Source organism: Glutamicibacter sp. JC586 (assembly GCF_009805585.1).
Lineage (GTDB): Bacteria > Actinomycetota > Actinomycetes > Actinomycetales > Micrococcaceae > Glutamicibacter.
Genome location: NZ_VHIN01000022.1, coordinates 125,071 through 144,065, shown reverse-complemented (window position 1 = coordinate 144,065; position 18,995 = coordinate 125,071). Strand labels below are relative to the sequence as shown.

General features: G+C 50.8%; 13 protein-coding genes and 1 pseudogene. 7 read left to right on the top strand and 7 right to left on the bottom strand.

Annotated features, from left to right (window positions below; translation table 11 throughout):
* Nucleotides 1-8 precede the first annotated feature (8 nt).
* Entirely contained in the window at nucleotides 9-1,238 is a 1,230-nt protein-coding gene (locus FJV47_RS14450) for a hypothetical protein (RefSeq protein ID WP_159614202.1), read from the bottom strand.
* A 756-nt stretch (nucleotides 1,239-1,994) separates the two neighbouring features.
* On the bottom strand, nucleotides 1,995-3,467 hold the full coding sequence (locus FJV47_RS14445; RefSeq protein WP_159614200.1) for a serine/threonine-protein kinase: 1,473 nt from the start codon (nucleotides 3,465-3,467) through the stop codon (nucleotides 1,995-1,997).
* 645 nt (nucleotides 3,468-4,112) lie between these two features.
* On the opposite strand from FJV47_RS14445, the gene FJV47_RS14440 reads away from it, so the two are divergent.
* From FJV47_RS14440 to FJV47_RS14425, 5 genes are all read left to right on the top strand, one after another.
* A complete protein-coding gene (locus FJV47_RS14440) occupies nucleotides 4,113-5,042 on the top strand; it encodes an ABC-three component system protein (protein WP_159614198.1) in 930 nt (309 codons plus the stop codon).
* Between the two features lie 3 nt (nucleotides 5,043-5,045).
* Complete coding sequence (locus FJV47_RS16805; protein ID WP_370515044.1) at nucleotides 5,046-5,303, top strand: ABC-three component system middle component 6; 258 nt, start codon at nucleotides 5,046-5,048, stop codon at nucleotides 5,301-5,303.
* The gene (locus FJV47_RS14435) at nucleotides 5,293-7,035 is read left to right on the top strand and encodes an ABC-three component system protein (RefSeq protein WP_159614196.1); all 1,743 of its coding nucleotides are present in this window, start codon (nucleotides 5,293-5,295) and stop codon (nucleotides 7,033-7,035) included. Before FJV47_RS16805 ends, FJV47_RS14435 begins: the two co-directional genes overlap by 11 nt.
* A 209-nt stretch (nucleotides 7,036-7,244) precedes the next feature.
* On the top strand, nucleotides 7,245-7,823 hold the full coding sequence (locus FJV47_RS14430; protein ID WP_159614194.1) for a recombinase family protein: 579 nt from the start codon (nucleotides 7,245-7,247) through the stop codon (nucleotides 7,821-7,823).
* 132 nt (nucleotides 7,824-7,955) lie between these two features.
* Nucleotides 7,956-8,645, top strand: coding sequence for a hypothetical protein (locus tag FJV47_RS14425; protein ID WP_159614192.1), 690 nt, complete (start codon nucleotides 7,956-7,958; stop codon nucleotides 8,643-8,645).
* Nucleotides 8,646-8,812: 167 nt separating this feature from the next.
* On the opposite strand, the gene FJV47_RS14420 is transcribed toward FJV47_RS14425, so the two are convergent.
* On the bottom strand, nucleotides 8,813-11,902 hold the full coding sequence (locus tag FJV47_RS14420) for a type ISP restriction/modification enzyme (protein WP_159614190.1): 3,090 nt from the start codon (nucleotides 11,900-11,902) through the stop codon (nucleotides 8,813-8,815).
* A 588-nt stretch (nucleotides 11,903-12,490) separates the two neighbouring features.
* On the opposite strand from FJV47_RS14420, the gene FJV47_RS16485 reads away from it, so the two are divergent.
* Together FJV47_RS16485 and FJV47_RS16480 are read left to right on the top strand one after the other, a co-directional pair.
* A complete protein-coding gene (locus tag FJV47_RS16485; protein WP_200832021.1) occupies nucleotides 12,491-13,525 on the top strand; it encodes an AAA family ATPase in 1,035 nt (344 codons plus the stop codon).
* On the top strand, nucleotides 13,494-14,780 hold the full coding sequence (locus tag FJV47_RS16480; RefSeq protein WP_200832030.1) for an AAA family ATPase: 1,287 nt from the start codon (nucleotides 13,494-13,496) through the stop codon (nucleotides 14,778-14,780). Before FJV47_RS16485 ends, FJV47_RS16480 begins: the two co-directional genes overlap by 32 nt.
* Before the next feature lie 91 nt (nucleotides 14,781-14,871).
* Here the strand turns inward: FJV47_RS16480 and FJV47_RS14410 are convergent.
* The 4 genes and pseudogenes from FJV47_RS14410 to FJV47_RS14395 form a co-directional block, all read right to left on the bottom strand.
* Nucleotides 14,872-16,018, bottom strand: a pseudogene (locus FJV47_RS14410) (IS3 family transposase).
* 43 nt (nucleotides 16,019-16,061) lie between these two features.
* The gene (locus FJV47_RS14405) at nucleotides 16,062-16,442 is read right to left on the bottom strand and encodes a hypothetical protein (RefSeq protein WP_159614188.1); all 381 of its coding nucleotides are present in this window, start codon (nucleotides 16,440-16,442) and stop codon (nucleotides 16,062-16,064) included.
* A gap of 331 nt (nucleotides 16,443-16,773) precedes the next feature.
* Nucleotides 16,774-17,964 carry a hypothetical protein gene (locus FJV47_RS14400; RefSeq protein ID WP_159614186.1) on the bottom strand — a complete coding sequence of 397 codons (1,191 nt, stop codon included), beginning with the start codon at nucleotides 17,962-17,964 and terminating at the stop codon, nucleotides 16,774-16,776.
* Between the two features lie 723 nt (nucleotides 17,965-18,687).
* Nucleotides 18,688-18,921: a hypothetical protein gene (locus FJV47_RS14395; protein ID WP_159614184.1), complete on the bottom strand. Its 234-nt coding sequence runs from the start codon at nucleotides 18,919-18,921 to the stop codon at nucleotides 18,688-18,690.
* Nucleotides 18,922-18,995: the final 74 nt, after the last annotated feature.

Below are 18,995 nucleotides of genomic sequence, written 5' to 3'. Positions count from 1 at the left end.
TGCGTGGACTACTTCGCAGAAGCCTTGCGGGAGCGCGCCACAAATACGGCACCCGCGAGGGCCAGCAGCGCACCGAGTCCTACGGCCCAAGCGCCGCCAAAGCCGGTGTCAGCAAGAACAGGTGTTTCAGCTACGCTAGCCTGCGTTGGCTTCTTCACCGATTTGGCCTTGCTGACAATCGACTTACTGATTGCCGCGGCAGGCTTGATCTCTGCTTCGGCTACCGGACGAGCGCTTTCTGAAGCGACAGGCTCTTCAGCCGTCTCAGGTCCGCTACTTGAGCCACCTGTGGTTTCTGGCGTGATACCTAGATACAGTTCGAGGTAGTACGCGAGCTGTTCAGGATCATCGGCAAAAATATCCTCCAGGAACTCCTGAAGATCCGCGGCTTCCTCGTCAGTTTCGATGCTGTCAACAATCACTGGCAGCATCTGAAGGATGAGCTCAACCCCAGAGTCGCTGTAGAAGTACTCTTCCCATTGGGCCTCATCCCATTCGAGGCTCTCCACCGGAAGGGAACCGAAAAGTGATTCCCAAACGGCCTGCTCTTCTTCAGTTAGTTCAAAGTCATCCTCTGCCGAATACTCCTCAGCCAACAGCTCATCGACCTGTCGAATGTACTCTTGCCCAGCTTCGGAATTTTCAAATTCTTCCCACTGAGCATCACTCCAGTCCTCAGCGCCATCAGGCAACAATGCGTCGACTTCTTCCCAGCGGTCATCCAGAGAAACTACCTCGGAGGAAGTGAAGGATTCCATTGATGGCTCAGGTGAAACAGGTGCCACGCTCTTGGCCACCGGGGCGACTGGTTCCGATACTCTTTGCACCGGCCCTTGAGCTGTTTTGGTTTGTTCCGCAGCTGGCTCGGACGCTGGGACCTCATTTGAGTCTTCAACCTGAGCCTCATTGGCTTCGTGGGTGACCTTGGCCGACTTGCTAACTTCAGCAGTGAGCTCAGATGTAACGTCAGATTCTGCCGAAGCAGCTGATTCCGTCACCGTGGGTTCTGATTCTTCGGCCACCTCGGAATCGTCAGCAGCCGCCGAAGACTCAGCTGGAAGGATGCTTCTCTCGGATTCAACAACGTTCACTACAGGAGACTGAAACACAACTGGTGCCGTCTGCGCGTCCGCTGACGTTGACCATTCCGTTGGAGTAGAAACGCCTTCCTCTGAAATCACTTCCGCAGTTGCGGCCGGGTCGCTAAGCAGCAATCCCGTGATCATTGCCGTGGACATTACTGCCGCGCCTAATTTAGTTTTCAATTATCCTGCTTCAAAGAATGCGAATCGGCACAAAAACCTCACAACAGAATAGATTAGCGATGATCGCTAAAGCCGTCTTGTCCCGTGTCGAAAAATTGATGATTAGGCTAAATCTAGCTCATTAGCCAAAGATTCAACAAGAAATTTTTGCACACAAAACTCGTTGCCTGCAAGCCTAACCAAACATGGAATATTCGAGATTGCTTTTGCCTCCTACTATTGCCTAGAGGCCCACTAGCATGCCGTCGACCAGCGACTGAAAAACTGCTGGAATCTGAGGCTCATTGGAATCCTTTTTCACGGTGGAAATTCGGTATGGAGCGCAGTTTTGGCTCTGCCACCCCGAGCAACCTTTCAACCTGCCACAAGTCGTGAAAATAACTGATTGACGGGACCCTAGTTATCGCATTGGATCCTGAAAGGCGCGGCGTTGACCGAAGGCAAGCAAGTCACCGTATGCGCAGCAATGCTGGAGCAGTCCCGCCGGCACTTCGTCACCACCCTCATCCTGCCTTATTGACACGCCTTTAACGGTCGTTTATGACACTCCGATGCGACGGCTTGGCCGAAAAACGCCGACAGTTGAAACTCAACTGATTTTCAAGGTCATTTAATCGCAAAACCCAGTGCCACAAACCATGTGTCAAAACAGTGACCAATTCACGATTATTGATACATTCAGACTATTGGGAACATGGGTAATGATCTATAAAATATCCTGAAATTCCATCAACGCCAGATATCTTTAATGGGACGTTCAGGCATGCTTGCTGGGCGCTGCAACTCGCCCCTCGCGGCATCAGCAAACCACCCGAACCAGCGGTCTATAAAATCCTTGGGTTCGGACCGATCAAGAAGAGTCACCGGCCAGGCAACTTGGCGGCTTCCTATCACACCATCCAAAGCGTCTTTGGCCTCATAGGGCAAGCAAGCGAACGGTTCAACTGGCGGCCGCGAATTCTCGAATATTGGTTCCATGAAGGCCAGTTCGTACCAACCGAACTGCCCAGGTTCAAAGGCATCGCAAAACCACAATGAATGACTTCTTCCAACCCAGTCGCGTCCCGGCTTTCCGAAGTCCAAGCTAATACTCGACGCGGCTATGATTTTGAAAGGCGAATCCCACTGTTCGATCGGTTCTACGCGTCCAAATCGTAGCTTTGCAGCACCAAATTCCACTTCTAAGCGCGGAGCCGCGTTACCCACGTAATCGACAAACCTAGCTGTGGGAACACAGTCAGCAATCTCTTGCTCCATGGTTGAGACTACGGTCTCCAGCATCCTTCTAGCCCCGTTCACGCGCTCAATAAACCGGGTCCTCTGATCATGTTCGGCCTTTAGTTCCGCTTGCTGTCGCGCCCTCGCGCGAATGTGCCCGTGACTGATCTCGGCAAGGCTAGCTAAACTTGGCCGAACTTGGGTCTCCTTTATACTTTCTAGACGGGCCAAGAGTGCCTTGGCGCGAGGACGGACTTCCATGTCTTTGTACAGGCACTCTTCAACGAGAATTCTCACCCTTACCGGTCCCACCTTGAGATCCGCTGGAACAGATTTCAGATGTTGTTCACGTAAGTCTTCTCGAGTATTTCCGTCAAAAGGAAGAGCGCCGGAGAGGAGTCTGTATGCCAAAACCCCAAAAGCATAAATGTCTGTGGCACCAGTTGCGTGTCTGTGTTCCCATTGCTCAGGCGCAGCATACTGAGAAGTAAAGTGCGCTTTGCGAGTACTGTCGGCAGTGTTCGCGTTACCGTACCGCGCGATTCCAAAATCCGCCAGCTTCCAAGTCCCCTCGTGGAACAAAATATTCGCCGGTTTTAGATCTCGATGAACAATCTCGCCATTAATCTCTGCAAGAGCAGTGGCAACATCTTTAAGGATCTTCAAAACCTCGCTGACCTCTAAAGAATCCGCCTTTTCTTCAAGGTACTGGGCCAACGACTGATCCGCACGCGGCATGACAATCACCCAGTAGTCTTCATGTTCACCCACATCCAGGATAGGTATAGTCCCCTGGAACTTGGCTGCCCCCGTCGAATCGCCAATCAAAATTTCTCGTTTAGCTCCAGGCTCCTTCCGAACGCATTTGGCCACGGCGTCATCTCCGTTAGAAGATCTAACTTCAAGCATTTTTGCAAATCCCCCGACGTCGGCTTTCAAAGGCCCCAACACCGTCCACACTTGTTCTTCGAGTACGAATTCCATGACGCTAATGCTAACCACCGTGCAAAAAAGAAGCTAATGATTCAAAGAAATACGCACAGAAATACGCGGCGAGGGTGCAGAACCCGCGAAAAATTTTGAACCGAGAAGAGAATAGAAAACGCATTAAATGAATTTCTGGCTGGGACACGCTCGAAGCTTAGCGAGTGGGTCGCGGATTTGGAGATTACCGGTCTAAGTCGAGGGGCGGCAGCAAAAAACGAAAAGGTCGACCGCTAGGTCAGTTGAGCAGCCTGACGTCCCCGGAGTTCGCCTATTGCTTCCAGGTATCTGGGCCTTCGATCTCAGCCCCTCCGGTATTGATCGGCAGGCGTTGCGCTTCTGCCTGCACTGCGTCGTTGGCGGATTCTAAAGTAGCACTGGGGCCAGCCGCGATTGTTGAGACGGACAGGCATTGACAGACCAGTCCATATGATAACTTCCATTTCCTGCAAGGCCTCGACTTTTCCGTGTTCGATGACATGCCCGGAGGCCGGGGGCTAATTTTGATTGATTAGGCTCTCGATTGGAGAAGAGCAGATTTACACGGTCCAGTTCTTGGGGATTCTGCGTTGGATGATCGCTCAAGGCTAGTATTAGGAGTAAAGAATTTTACCGTTCCGGCAGAAAACGAATGTTTGGGGGAGCATGCTACTTACGGCCAATTGGCGTGAATGGTACCGTTTTCGCCATCTGCAGGCTTGTTTCGAGTCTGGCACAAAATTCGAGGATTACGTCTCCGAGATTTTAAGCATTTATCACGACGACTTCCTAAACCCTGCACCTTCAGGATCGCTTGGTGACGGAGGGTGCGACGGTCTGGCGGAGTCTGGAACGATTTTCTATGCTTGTTACGGCAAGCGACCAGGAAGAGACGCAGAACGGGAACTTGCGAGAAAAATCGAGTCTGATTTCGCTCGCGGATTCGCAGAGTGGGATACCTTCCACACATGGCGTTTCGTTACCAATGCACCCGTAGGGCCGCTGGCAGTCAGATCATTTACCGCGCTACAACAAACTCATGGGGTATATTCCGCACGCCCACTCACGCTGAGAATTTTTAAGTCTGACGACTTGTGGACGCTAGTAGTAGGTACGTTTAGTTTTTCCGAGCTCAATTCTCTTTTTCCAGGTGCACCGGGCGTTGAAAACATCGAACTAGCAGATCTTCTCCCTTTACTCGACACTCTCGGCAATTCTGATCACGACCTAGACATCGACTCACCCATAGCCCCCGTGCCATCGAATAAGATGGACTTCAACGATCTCCCTGAAGCAAGTCGCATCGAATTCAATGCAGGACGACTACTTGCTAGACGTATCAACCGATGGTACGAGGAGTCTTCAGATCCTGATCTCTATGACAAGCATGGAAAAAGATTCAAGGCGCTCTATCAAGAAGCTCTTTTAGTTACCCAAGTTCCAGCGGAGATTCTTGAAAGGCTCTATGTATCAGTAGCTGGGCCTAATTTCCGAATGGATGGGCGACGTGCAAATGCGGCGTTTGCGGTGGTTTCATATTTTTTCGATGGATGCCATATATTCGAGGATCCAACACTAATTCCAGATTCTGCTTAAGGAGTGGTTTTGCTTCTTCCGACTAAAGGGGTCTCACCCGAGCGAGCCTTGCTAACCATTGGATCTGAAATATTGGAAAATTTACGAAATCCTAAGTCTATCTCTGCATTATGGGAGTCATTCAATGACTCGCCTTCGCGTGACAGCGGAACTACCAGGATCACATTCGATTGGTTCGCACTCGCTGTCTCGACACTTTACGCCATCAAACTTATTGAAGAGACGGATGCCGGCTACATTAAGAGGGTTAATGTTCCTTAAGCAACTAACTTCGTCCGACCAGCGGTTCAAAACTATTCATTTCAAGGATGGATTGAACATTCTAGTCGCTGAACGTACTGAAGTATCCGACCAAGGCGACAGTAGAAACAGCATTGGTAAGACCAGTTTTGTAAAGATCATCCGGTATCTCCTCGGTAGCGAATTACCCACTGAGTTCAAAGTGGAAGAGCTTAAAGGGCACTCGTTCAGAGCCACATTCGAACTCCCGTCGGCCACAGCGGGGCTGCTCGACACAGTTCACGTGGAAAGGCCAGCATCTCCCACAACACGACTGACGGTTTCTGGGTGGTCGGGCTTAGAGACGCGTAATCTTCACGTTGATGAATGGCGTTCAGAACTTGCTAGTCGAGTCTTCCTAATTCCTGAGGGCGCTTCTCGCCCCACCGTTGGACAATTATGGGGACAACTCATACGGAGCTATTTTGGAAACCCTATAAAAGGCCATCCAGCTGAAACTGATTGGGAATCGGGCGTTAAGCTTGGATTCATGCTAGGGCTAGCACCAGAAATCTTATCGGTCGCAGGAGACGTCGCCCGACTAACGAAACAGGGAAAAGTAATTAGAAGTGCCGTGAAGGAGGGCGCACTCACCAATCTCTCGTTAGATTCGCCGAAGTTACGTGCTGAAATAGCCACTGCTCGCCGTCAGCGCGACCGAATGCAAGATGATCTTCGGACCTTTAAAGTTGATGATCAGTATGCAGAGCATCAGATAGATGCCGACAGATTGAGCGCTTCGATTCAGAAGCTAAATGACGAAGCCTTAGCTTTTCAACGACGGGCACGCGAGCTAGAGCAAGCTCTAGCGGACGAAATCAATGAGTCTGAACATTCTGAACTAAGCACCAAGCTATTTAAGGTCTATTCGGAAATCGGTCTCATTCTCCCAGATGTGGTTAGCCGACGATACGAGGAAGTAGCTAATTTCCACCAGTCTATCGTCCGCAACAGGCGCTTATTTCTGGCACAAGAGCAGGAACGAGTTACGACGCGCTTAGAAGCCATCAATGTTGAGCGACGGAGTCTAGACAGTCAACGATCGGTCGCTATGGAGTTACTGAACGAGACAGTAGCTCTTGAAACTTTCCTTACAGCCCAGCGGGATCTCGCAGAGCAGGAAGCAAAGGTCGCTGATCTGGGGCGTCGACTAGAGGCCGCGGATTCAATCAATACAATCAACGACACCGTCAAGCTCAAAACTGCGGAATTGATCGCATCTGTGCGGGCGGAACTTCAAGAGCGAGAAGAAAACATAGACAAGGCGATTTCGCTTTTCAGTTCGCTTGGATCTGAGATCTACTCTGACAGAGAATCTTCGCTGCTAATTGATCCTACCCAGAACGGGATACTGGGTGTTACCCCTCAAATCTCCGGAGACTCAAGCGTAGGGGTGCGAAGTGTCGAAATCTTTATGCTAGATATGGTATGTGCCATTACAGCCATGGAAATAAACCGAGGGCCTCGCATTCTTGTGCATGATAGCCACCTATTCGACGCGATCGATAGTAGACAAGTGGCTTCATGCCTCAATATTGGTGCACGGCTAGCTGAAGAACATGGTTTTCAATATTTAGTAGCCCTGAACTCCGATTTTCTCGATACGGTTGAAATTCAAAGTGACGGAGCGTTCGATGCAGCGCCATACCTCCTAACTACCAGACTTACCGATGAGACCGATACAGGTGGCCTATTCGGTTTCCGTTTCGGATAGAAAAGAGTAAGCAACGCATGATTAACGATAAGGACCTATAAGATCGTCAGTCTTGCAACCTATAGGTTGCAAGACGTCTCATCGCACACCGCTCCCCATCGAAAAATTCGCGGACATTCAATGGTCCAAAATTCTCGCAACTATGTGTTGCAACTACTGGCGTAGAATCATGTCAACACCATTAGTTGCGAGACACTTTTAAAGGACCAATGACCAAACTGATCGGCTACGCCCGCGTATCCACCAAAGCCCAAGACGCCGACAGGCAAATCCAAGACCTCCTCGCCGCCGGCATCCGCCGCGATGACCTCTACATCGATCATGGACTCTCCGGTGCATTGGCGAAGCGGCCAGGCCTGGATAAAGCACTCGACGCATTACACCCAGATGACACCCTAGTGATCACGACCTTGGACCGGCTCGGTCGCTCCACCCAGAAAATGCTCGAACTCGCCGAACAGCTACGCGAGCGCAATATCGGGCTGCGGGTCCTGAACCTTGGCGGTGGCGACGTGGACACCAAAACCCCCATGGGCGCCATGGTCTTCACCGTCATGGCCGCCCTGGCCCAAATGGAACTGGAGATCAAACGCGAACGCATCAACGACTCCGTGACCAAGCGCCGCACCACCGGCGGGGACCTCGGCGGCCGGCGGCCCACCTTCGCCGAATCACAGATCCGTACTGCCACAAAACTCATCCAGGCCGGCGAACCAGCTACCCAAGTTGCCCAAGACCTAGGAATGTCCAGAGCGACCCTTTACCGGCGGATCAAAGAACTTCCATAACCACCCCGCGCTCGACAAGGGTTACAGCGCTTCTTCCCCTTGCACACTGTTCTAGAGCCCGTGTCACCCGTCGGAGCAACAGACTATGCTGAGTAGCATACGATACAACCCTTCCACGACTGGAGCTGGAGCTTGGCCAGAACAAGAAAGACCACCGCCGAAGTTGTAGACCTCCTACGCAACGGCAAGGGATTACCCACTGCTGCAGAGGTCGAGAACCACGCTATCCGGTTCTACCCTCGGCACTGGCTGAACCGGTGGGACGAAAACATGCCGGACATTCCTTCCATCCTTCAAAGCGGAGAAAAGGACAGCAAAGGCCGACTCACACTGAGTCGAGGCGACCTATTCGCTCTAGGTACCAAGGTGAAAACTGCACAAGATGCAGTCAACTTCTACGTCGCGGTCTGTTCATGGGGCGCCGGCACTAAAGCCCGCGATATCTACCGTCGAATTCCAACATTGAGCGAACCAGACGTTGGAGAAAAACTCCTCGGCGGAATCATGCTCGCCCAAGACCCGAACGTCGAAGCAGAGGACGCCTACCGAGCTTTCTGGACAAGTGATCAGTACAGACTCAAGGGTCTAGGCCCGGCCTTCTACACCAAGCTTTTGTACTTCGCAGCTGGCCCCACGGATAGCAAGAAAATGCGCCATCTCATTCTGGACAAGAAGGTCGCTGCTTCCGTCGGCTGGCCGGACAAAGCCTGGTGGACTCCATCGGATTATGGAGACTACCTAGAACTCATCAACAACGTCATGGAACACCTACCCGAAGCAGAACGGTCCGACTGCCTCGAAATGCGACTGTTCAACCCATAGTGCAGCTCAAAAATCTTCCCGATAACGCTATGATCTCAGTTCTGGGCCACGAGCTTTCGGTTCAGTGTTTCGGGGAACCGAAAACGTTGAAAAACCGCCGTTCGAGCGATTGCTTGAACGGCGGTTTTCTTCATCCCAAAAACGATCTTTACTGGATTGCAGCCGCGTTACATCTTTATCGGCAACATGGAACTATCTCGCTTCTTAGGCTTGCGCACTGAATCCTTTGGCCCAGGCACAACAAGTCCGTTTTCCACTAAATTGTTCGTCGTCAATTTTCGGGAAAGAATGACGTCATTTAACAATGACTCTTGCGATTCTTCAAGTGAAACAAGCTTTGTCAGCACCTGCAACAGCTCGCTAAGCTCACGAGACCATTCCATTTCCCATGTAAATGGATTCTTCTCATCGAGGGGCGAAGATGTCTTTCCACGCGGGTTAGCCTTCCGGTAGCCAAACCAAGAATCCAGAACGCTGACCCCGCCAACTTTATAGTTGAAAACCTCTCGGGTTACGTTGCTCCACCGCCCTGAACCGACCACAAGATCTTGAGTTTCGGAAATATACTTGAGTTCCGCAGGTAGGCCACCACCAACGGATTCTTCGTACCGTGGAAGGACTATTCCAGCATAGAAACTAGGATCTTCTTGCCCAAAGGCACCGAAAGTCTGCTGAATGAGAACTTCACGTCCAAGGCTCACAGCTCGATGCCAAATATCTGGTTCTCCTGTAATCGGTACACGAATCCCAGGTGTGTTTAGTTCGTCTGAGAATTGTTCTACAAAATGGGGATGGGATACGACCGCAGCAATGTACTGAATGATGTCATGGTTTTCTAGCGGCATGTTGAGGCTCTTGCTAAGTGACGCTGTAAGACCCTTCGCAAGGTTATATTCCCCCGAAGGATGCAGCATTGGAAGTGTACGTCCACCCCTGTTGTTGAACGCATTGATGTCCGGCATGAACGCGGAAAAATGTACGCCTGGGCCAACTTTAGGATGGATGCTGTGCTGTTCGATCACGTAGACTTGCCCGGTTTGTCGAGCTTCCCACAATGGCGGACGAGGCATGTCCAGTAGTCGTCGATCTGCAATGAGCCATTGACGGTCAAAAGCGCGAAACGTCATTCTGACTGTCTTTGGCACGGTGATCATGGTCTGGTCGGCAATCCTATTAAAGGTATTCTTTTCGGTGTCATCGCCGGGGAGTGGGCTGCGACCTGACTTATAAATACTCGAATCACGTGTTTCTTTGAAAAGAATCTTTTTCTTTTCTGAATCACCTTCGAGAATCAAATCATTCAGTCGATGTTCCAAAATACTCTTACTGGGGCTGATCACCCAGTTTCTGTTTGGTGTCACGCCAGTGGAGAACCATGGGAATATATCGCTTAAAGCAGGGTAGGTATCCCAATCGGACGAGGCGGCGGGCGTAAAAGGGGCATCCCAGTCTGCTCGCGTGGTTCGCCAGCTTCCATCATCTAGATCAATATTTGCTAAAGCCGAGAATTTGGTTTCTTTGGTTCCGTGAAAATCAATGTATTTGATTTCGGCTGGCTTTTCCTCCGAAGTTCGCGGAACTCTAGCAAAAATACCGATGGCAACTGGGGTTTCAATACCAAATACTTGATTTTTTGCGGGTGGACGTTTGCCTTCAGGCGTCAGATTTATGATCCAGCCGTGGGAAGCCTTACGCCTTAGATATGCGCGCATACCTTTGAATCCTGGACCTGTGAGATACCCAGTTGCGGTAATGAACGAAATGATTCCCGTGTCGCCATTCTCTAAGCCTCGGTGCGCGGTTGATTCGAAGGCCTTCCAAGTTGCCCAGCGCCAGAAATAGACGTATAGGTTCGAAAGTGTAAATTCAGCACGTCCGTTTCCATTTTTTTTAAACGCATGCATTGGTGTCTTGTTTGTTTGTGGATCAATACCATTTTCGATCCACCCACCTCGGCCGCCTGCCCGGTCATCATATGGTGGGTTGCCAATCACCACTTGAACGTTGGTGTCTCTCTTCATGTCATTTGCCTTTTGGCGCTGCCTAGCAATTAGTTTCAGCGAGTATGACAGTTCACGTTTGCTCCCGCTGTTAGGATCCTCCAATGTGTCTGCTACGAACAGGTTCATACCATTTCCGGGAATCGATGCCTTCAGCTGACCGAGTTCCCCTGATAAGCGCAACTCTGCTACTGAGAACGGGCCCGACTGAAGTTCAATCCCATAGAGACGGGACATGAGGGAAGAAGCCGCTTCCGAAGCTGCTCCAGGGCCGTATTGTTTGGCGGCGGATTCGGATACATGGCGGAGAACCGATAGAGGGTAAGTGCCCGTCCCCATCGCTGGGTCAACAATCGAGACGTTAGGGTCACGCAAGCCCTCGGGCCTGCCGAAATACTTCTTGAGTGCGTCATCTGTCAGTCGCACCATGCCATCGACCACTTCGATCGGAGTGTAGTAAGAACCTGTCTTTTCCCGGCGTGAGGGGTCGTAAGAACCTAAGAAATGTTCATAAAGATGAAGGTAGATATCCTGTTTTCCGGAAGATAGACGGTGCCAGTCAACAGCGGAAAGCGTGCGAGTAACAGTTTCCACTGCTGCACCAGTGGGTGAAGCATTAATGTGTTCGGTGAGTAGCCCCAACGAACGTCCCATCAATGTATGGCCGGTGGAGAGCATATTGGCCACTTCGTGGAGCTGGTTTTCCCCGAGGTCGATACCCTCCGAAATTGCTAGGACAAGGGCGAAAACGACAGTCTGAGCAAATCCATCCGAAAACTCGTCATGAGTGGCATTGGGGAAGAGCATGGCTCGCCAGTCTTGCGACAGGCCCAGAAATGGTTGAAATTCTTTATCAGCGCCATTCCTCACGGCGCGGTCTTCACGACGGAGTTCCTCGCGGACTTCTTCCTTAAGCATGCGGGCCAACGGTGCAAGTGTGTCAACAAGTTTAGAAACCGAAAAGATTGGAGTTGGTTTCCATCGAAGGAAATTGCTGATGACTTGCTCTACCTTCGGTTCGGCTGTAAGTACACCGGCAAAATTTTGAAGACTTTTCGCGTGTATGTATGCAGGATTATCTACCAATTCGCCATAACGCCATAATCGCCATTCAGTGCCGTTGGTGTGTAGTAAGTTGGGGAGCTCACGTAGTTTTCTCCACTGTTTCCCGTTATGGGACTCAGGAGTATAGGTTTCGGGGTCGAGAGGTGTTCCTGGCGCTTTCAGCTCGACGTGACCTGTCAGTAGTCCTTCCACTCTCACTCCGAAGTCAGGGCGAACCGACCCCCCCCATCTCGCGCACTTCGTTGTGAGAAACGACTTTCAATCCCAGCCCATTGCCGACACCGCCGATAAGTGCCTCAATTGGAGATGCTAGGGCCGCCTCAGGTTCTCCGGGACCATTCAATTTAGCTCGGACAGCTATCCCGTATTGCTGAACCAAAGAAGCAAAAGATACCTCTGCCAAGTAAATCCCCATCCTTACCACTTAGTTTAGTTGTGCTTTGGATCATTCTCTCAGCAAATACCGATATAGATTCAATCTCACCTAGCTTCAGGTCTTGTCAACACTATTGCCCCATTAGAGGCTGCGCACGGGTTGCGGTCCCCCGTTGCAGGTGAACTCAGGGGCCACAGTGGGTCGAAACTCCGAAAAGTAGGCCAGCGACTAGGTAAATGATCAAGTCAAACACTGGATACAGGGGAAACACTGAAAATGGCACTTAGACACACCAGAACAGATCTTCGCTAAGTCCCTCACGGGCATCAGCATTAATTGCGAAGTACTGTGTTACGCCGCCTCATACCTCAGTATTTGTCGTATGTCACAGATAAGGTGTGTTAATGCTTCGCAAAATAAATCTTCAAGACCCATGGCGGTCTTTAGACAAGAATTTTTGGCCCGATGATCTTCCAGCAGGTCGGCGCACCGTCGTCTATGGTCATAATGGCAGTGGCAAATCCACCTTGTCGGAACTCCTTCTCAGCCTTTCTGAAGACTCTTCTCTCACGAATGTTATCTGGGAAGATGAACACAAAACGAATACCAAAATCGGTTTTGGAGAGTCCGCCGGACCGCAAGCAGTTGCAGTCTTTACCCGCAAGTGGGTTGAAAAAAACCTCGCGGACTTTCTCGACGGCGATAGTGCGTCCGCCATCGTTACCCTTGGCAAGGATGCCATCGATGCGAAAGAAGAAGAGAAAACACTAAAAAGTGAGTTCAGTCAGTTGCGGGATGAAGCGGAAAAGGCAGAAAAACAGGGCAAGGAAACAAACCAGAAAATAGACAAGCTTGCCAGGGAAGTGCAAGACAGGACGATTTCCGAACTCCAAGAATTTGATCGCGCCCATTTCACAAGAAATCGGTACTCACTCCCAAAGATCAAAGACAGGTTGCGTGCACACGAAGGAAGCTTCCCTGACAGCAACAAGCATGCTGAAGCGTTAAAGCACCTTGCGGAGGGTGTTCCCGCCCAAGTTCCTCTCATCGCTGAACCACCAGTTGGGTCCATTCCGAACTTGTCAGAGCTTTCACAGCTACTAAAAGAAACCCCAACCCGAATCGCTCTAGAAACCCTAGAGACGAATTCCAAGGCCCAATCCTGGGTTGAACAAGGGCTCGAATTACACATCGGTATTGACCATTGTCTCTTCTGTGCAGAGCAACTTACTGAAGTACGCCGCGCCCAACTTGCCCAACATTTTGACGAAAGCTGGCTGCGTATCCGCAGCAAAGCTAAATCCCTGCTCGAAGCAGTCACTCGCGCCAAGGATGCTCTAACCACCTGGTATGCCGGAATTCCCACCGAATCAGCACTAGCTAGTCACCTCAAAAGTACTTTCGAGACTGCGAAAAAAATCCGTACAGGTAGCGCTTAACAAGTACGTCCAATCTCTAGGGTTATTAGAAAACGCGCTCACCGTCAAAGTTAATGATCCAAGCACGACCCCGGGTCCGCCAGACTTATCAGCTCTCGATACCGCGCTACCAATATCAGCGCTGGTTAGCGTGATCATCGATCATAACGAACAGGTGCTCAGACATGAGACGGTAACGGGCGACCGCAAACAACTAGTTCTCAGCCACCTACATGGCTCACGAAGCGCCGATTTCTGCGAATTGGAACAGTCGGCGCAAAAGTTCCTGGCTAAAAAGCTTGAATGCGATGCTGCAGCGGCCAAAATCGAGCGGCGATTGGAAGAGATCCGTCAAGCCCGGTTCACCACCAAAGACATGGCTGACACTTTAACGAAGGATCTGGCACAGGTATATGGAAAGGACCATCTGAGCGTGGTCGTTACCCCGGATGGAAAATCTTACAGTTGTCGTCGGGGCGACGCGCCAGGGAAGAATCTCAGCGAAGGTGAGCGAATGACTCTCTCGCTACTGTATTTCCTTCGCAGTCTTCAAGATGAACAGGCAGCCAGGCCGAATCTCTCGGAGCGTGTCGTTATCATCGATGATCCTTCGAGTTCTCTGGACCGCGAATCGGTCTTCGCTACCCACCAGTGGCTCGTCGACACTTTGAAAGATTTTGGTCAATATATAATTTTGACACACGATTTCAGTCTTCTGAGGCTCACCCTGAAATCACATAGTAATGCATGGGGACAGTCTCTTAAAAACATAAGGAACCAGGACGCTGAGGAAACTCGCTTTCCTAAGGTTGCTTTTTTGGAAATGTATTCTTGCGAAATTGATGGGAAGCGGAGATCCAAAGTTGGCCAGCTTCCAAGTGCTCTGCTCAAGAGCACTTCTGAATATACGTATCTGTTTTCTATGGTTATGTCTGGGGTCATTGACTCTGCAGACCATGAGCGGCTGTTCCTCCTACCGAATGCAGCGCGTCGGGTGTTGGAAGTTTTTGCGAGCTATAAGGCGCCGCATCGGACCGATTTTCGGCAGCAGCTAGAGGTTCTGATCTCAACTAAACCGGGCGAACCATTTCGAGACGTTTATGATTTCTGTAACCGCTTCTCTCATGGTGAAGGTGGAGAGACATTAGAATTGCTTGACGCGCGAGCCGTGCACCGTCAAATTCGCCGTTGTATGGAGTTTCTAAAAGCAATTGATACTGAGCATTTCGAACGAATGTGCAAAGCTACCGATCACGATCCTAGCGTATTCGCATAGATCGTTTAAATATTTCGAATGCTACGCAGGGCCGCACTACGAGCAGATATAGGAGTAGCACTTGGTTGGGTCCCTTTAAACAGTCCAGCAGCTATGCGATAGCTAACTGATTCTCTCTAACCCATTCATCCCAAAACCGGGACGGCGTCAACCCATCCAAAGACCCATGGGGGCGCTCATGATTGTAAATGTCCTTCCATTCATCAGCCAAATACTTCGCTTCCACCATAGTGTCCATAATTTCCCCGGAAAGCTGTTCACGTCGGAACTGCGCATTGAACGACTCAATAAAACCGTTCTGCCTCGGCGAACCCGGATCGATAAACGCAGTGGACGCCCCCACAGCGTTGCACCAATCCACCAGCGCGCCAGCAGTGAACTCAGGACCGTTATCACACCGCACAAACGCCGGCTGAATCCCAGTTTCAGCAATGATGTCCTCCAGAACAGCAACCACATCAGCAGCCTTGAAAGACCGCCGCGGAATAATCGCCAATGCGGTCCGCGTGTACTCATCAATGACATTCAAGAACCGGATATGACGGCCACAAAAGGTGACATCCGACTGGAAATCAAAGCTCAGTACATGCATCGGATACGTTGCGGTCAACCGCTTTTGCTCGCCGGCTCCAGGGCCGGTGCGGCGCTTCTTTCGACGCCTAGGCTTACAGACCAGGCCTTCTTCTCGCCATAATCGTCTGATGCGCTTGCTGTTCAAGACAGTGTCTTTCCCCCGTTCGGTGGCCAGCAAGTGCCAGCGGGCTTTGCGCCATCCCCACGTTGGATGCTTAGACGCGATGGCCCTCAAGTCGGCTCGTAGCTGCGCTTCGTCAAAGCTCATCGGTGATTTTTCTTACGTAGTGCAGAGCGGTTCTGACCCAGAACTTGGCAAGCGAAGCGTTCGGACGCCCCAAATTTTTCCATCGCCATCCGGACAGCGCGGCGGCGTGGTTCGGGGCTTAGAATTTCCCCTTGGCTACCTCGGTCAGAATGTCGTTGGCGAGCATCTGATCAGCGAGCAACTTCATGAGGCGCGCGTTTTCCTTCTCCAGCTCCTTGGTACGTTTGCTGGCTTCAGCGTTTTTCTCGGACCCGTACTGGTTGATCCAGCGGTACCAAGTAGCTTCAGTGATCTGCAGTTCCTTGATGACCTCGATCATCGAGTGTCCGTCGTTGAGCATCTTTTGTCCTTGACGGACTTTAGCGATGACCTGATCTGGTGTGTGTCTGCGTGCCATTGTTTCTGTGATTCCTCCTGTGTCCATTGTCGGACACGAGTACTCACAAACTCACTGGACTACTTTCCGGGGACCCAACCAGCATCGCGAGATTACTACGCAAGTCAAGTCCATTTTGCGTCTGGCTAATAGCCACAGATCCGTCTGCAAACACCATACGTTCCACGGTCTCACCACTCAATTGTTGAGTGGTGTTCGAGATCGGCTTGGACGATTCAATAAGCGAATCCCAAGCGATCCCCTTTTCGAGTTTTTTGATTAGCTGGTCTTGAGTTTTCAAATCAACGCCTAGATCACGCAGCCCCGAACGAATTTTTACTACGTCTTCCTTGGGTAGCGCCACGCCTGCAGCCAGAGATGGTGCCGAGCTGGAAATGAAGAGTACCCCAGCGAGCAAGATTGAAATAACACCTCGAATTCTCATTTTTTCGCGTTACCCCTCTTCTTTCTAACATTGGTGATGATCAATCCAACTACAACCACCACGACAGCAACGCAAACGATTATTGAAATCAACGCTCCAACCATTGGCAACTCCTTAAAATCAAGTAGACTAGCTTACCTTACGAGGTTTTATATTATCATATTTAAATCATCATCTATACTTATTGATATCAAAATGACCGACAGTACGTTCAACCCATCCAGGAAGTATTATCGATCCCTGATACTCAACTGTTACTAAAAGTAGAGCTGACCAAAGACCGCCGAGTCGATCGTCATTTTGATGAGTCAACCGGCAGCCTTTGGTGTTGTTAGCTTGCTACTGGTTGCGAATAATTGGCAGAAGCTTTCCGGCTTCGAACGGTAAGTACAGCTCCGGCAAGTGCCAAAAGCAATCCAACTCCAGCCGCCACAAATCCGCTAAAACCGGTATTGGCGAGCCGAGGAGCCGCCTCAGCTGCAACTTTGCTTGTCGATTTTTCGTGAGCCACAGGGGACTTGCTGACTTCACCAGCAGGCTGGATCTTTGTTCCTTCAGTCGGACGTTCACCCTCAGAAGGGGCAGGCAGGACCTCAGTTTCGGGTCCTACGTAATCTTCTTCGTCTCCCTGCTGAATGCCAAAGTAGAGCTCTAAGTAATAAGCAAGCAGTTCAGGATCATTAGCGAAGACCTCCTCAAACAAGGCCTGCAGGTCTGCGGCGTTCCCATCGCTTTCGATGCTCTCGGCAACAAATGGGAGTATCAGATCGAGAAGCTCAAGTCCGTTTTCAGTCTGGAAATACTGAACCCATTGCTCCTCATCCCACTCAAGGAACTCTTCTGGGAGCAACTTGTTGAACGAATCCCAAAGCGCCATCTCTTCATCAGAAAGCTCGAATTCGTCGTCCAAAAATGATTCTTCGGCCATGAGTTCTTCGTGCAGTCGATTGAGCTCTTGACCAGCCTCAGTGTTGTCGAATTCTTCCCATTGAGCCTCATCCCAGTCGCCACTACCCTCAGGCATGAGCGCTTCTAGCTGCTCCCACCGAGGATCCTCGTCTTCGACGGCGACGTCCTTCTCCGATTCCGTGGATTCGAGTGACGGGCCTGGCTCAGCTGGCGCTTCGCTTGCGGCTACTGATTCATGAGCACCCACTCTCTCTGAATCCGTAGTGACTGACTCTTCAGTCTCTCCAGCTGATTCGCTTTCAGCTGGCTCGGCCTCGATGACTTCAACGGACGGCGCTGGCGTCGGCGATGCAACAGGTTCTTCAGCCACTGCAGTTGCTTCGGATTCAGCAAGGTCAATTGCTGATTCTTCGGCTGCAGATTCGTTGCTTGAAGCTTCAGATTCGATTTCTGGGGCAGAAGTTTCCGTCGGAGCACTTGCCGTTTCAGATGATTGAGCAGGAGCGCTAATCACCTCTTCTGAAATTTCGGTAGCTTGCGCAGCATTTCCGCTGAGTACTAATCCGGAAATTAGCGCTGCTGAAAGTGCTGTTGCACCCAACTTATTTTTCAATTATTCCCGCTTCAAAAATGTGCGAATCGCCACAGAATCCCGCCATAGCGAAACCTGCTTTTATCAACAAGATGAGATCTGGCCTGTAGCAATGCAGAGATGACAGAAACAAATGTAACGCATCAAACATAGGTTGGCAAAGGTGTAACGGTAACGATTTAGAACCTATTTTCAGACGGTCGAACAAATAATACTGAGGTGTCAGCTGAATTGGTTGTGAGACGCTTTCGAAGGACCACTAACAAAGCTGACCGAATATGCCCGCGTATCCAACGAAACCCAAGACTCCGACCGGAAGATCCAAGACCTCCCCGCCGGCTTCTGAGATGATTACGTGTTCCCGATACAGGCGAGCGGCTTGCTCGTTGTAACAGTCGATGAGCCAGCCGACATCCGGCTTAACTCTGTGGTTACTGACGTTGGTTCCGCTTGTTCCCGAAGGCCTGATATGACGTTAAATTCACGCGGCGGGAAGAACAATTCTTGACCGTGCAGTCGTTCAGCAATATGAATAGCATGCGCGACAGGTCCGATCACAGTCCACGGAACCTCTACGCTCATGCCTTCAAGAATAAGATTCCCGTGCTCGTCAGTGGCGGATTTGAAAGTCTGACCCTCGATACGAAAACTCGTCGATCCATCGTCGCTAGTGATTTGAGTACAGCATCGTCGTTTGAGCGCTCTGACTTCTTCACCTCTCGCCCCGCTGAGCGTGGCGGGCAGCTACGAAGCAATTGTAGGCGTTTCTTCTTCTCTGCTGATTGGCAGTATTGCGGATGCCTTACCCTTCCTGTTCAACGCCTCGGTGATCATGCCGCCGCTGATCAATACCGCACCGGCGATCGCCAACAGCGCGCCGACCAGCGGATCGAAGAATAGCGCGGCAAGGCCAAGGGCAAACACCGTCCAGCCAAGTCCTATCAGTATGGTCGTACCGACAATCCCATTGTGATTCATGAGTTCAGTCTACTAATTATTTGATCTTCAATCTGGAGTGAAAGACACAGAGTAATGAGCCGGTCACCAGATTC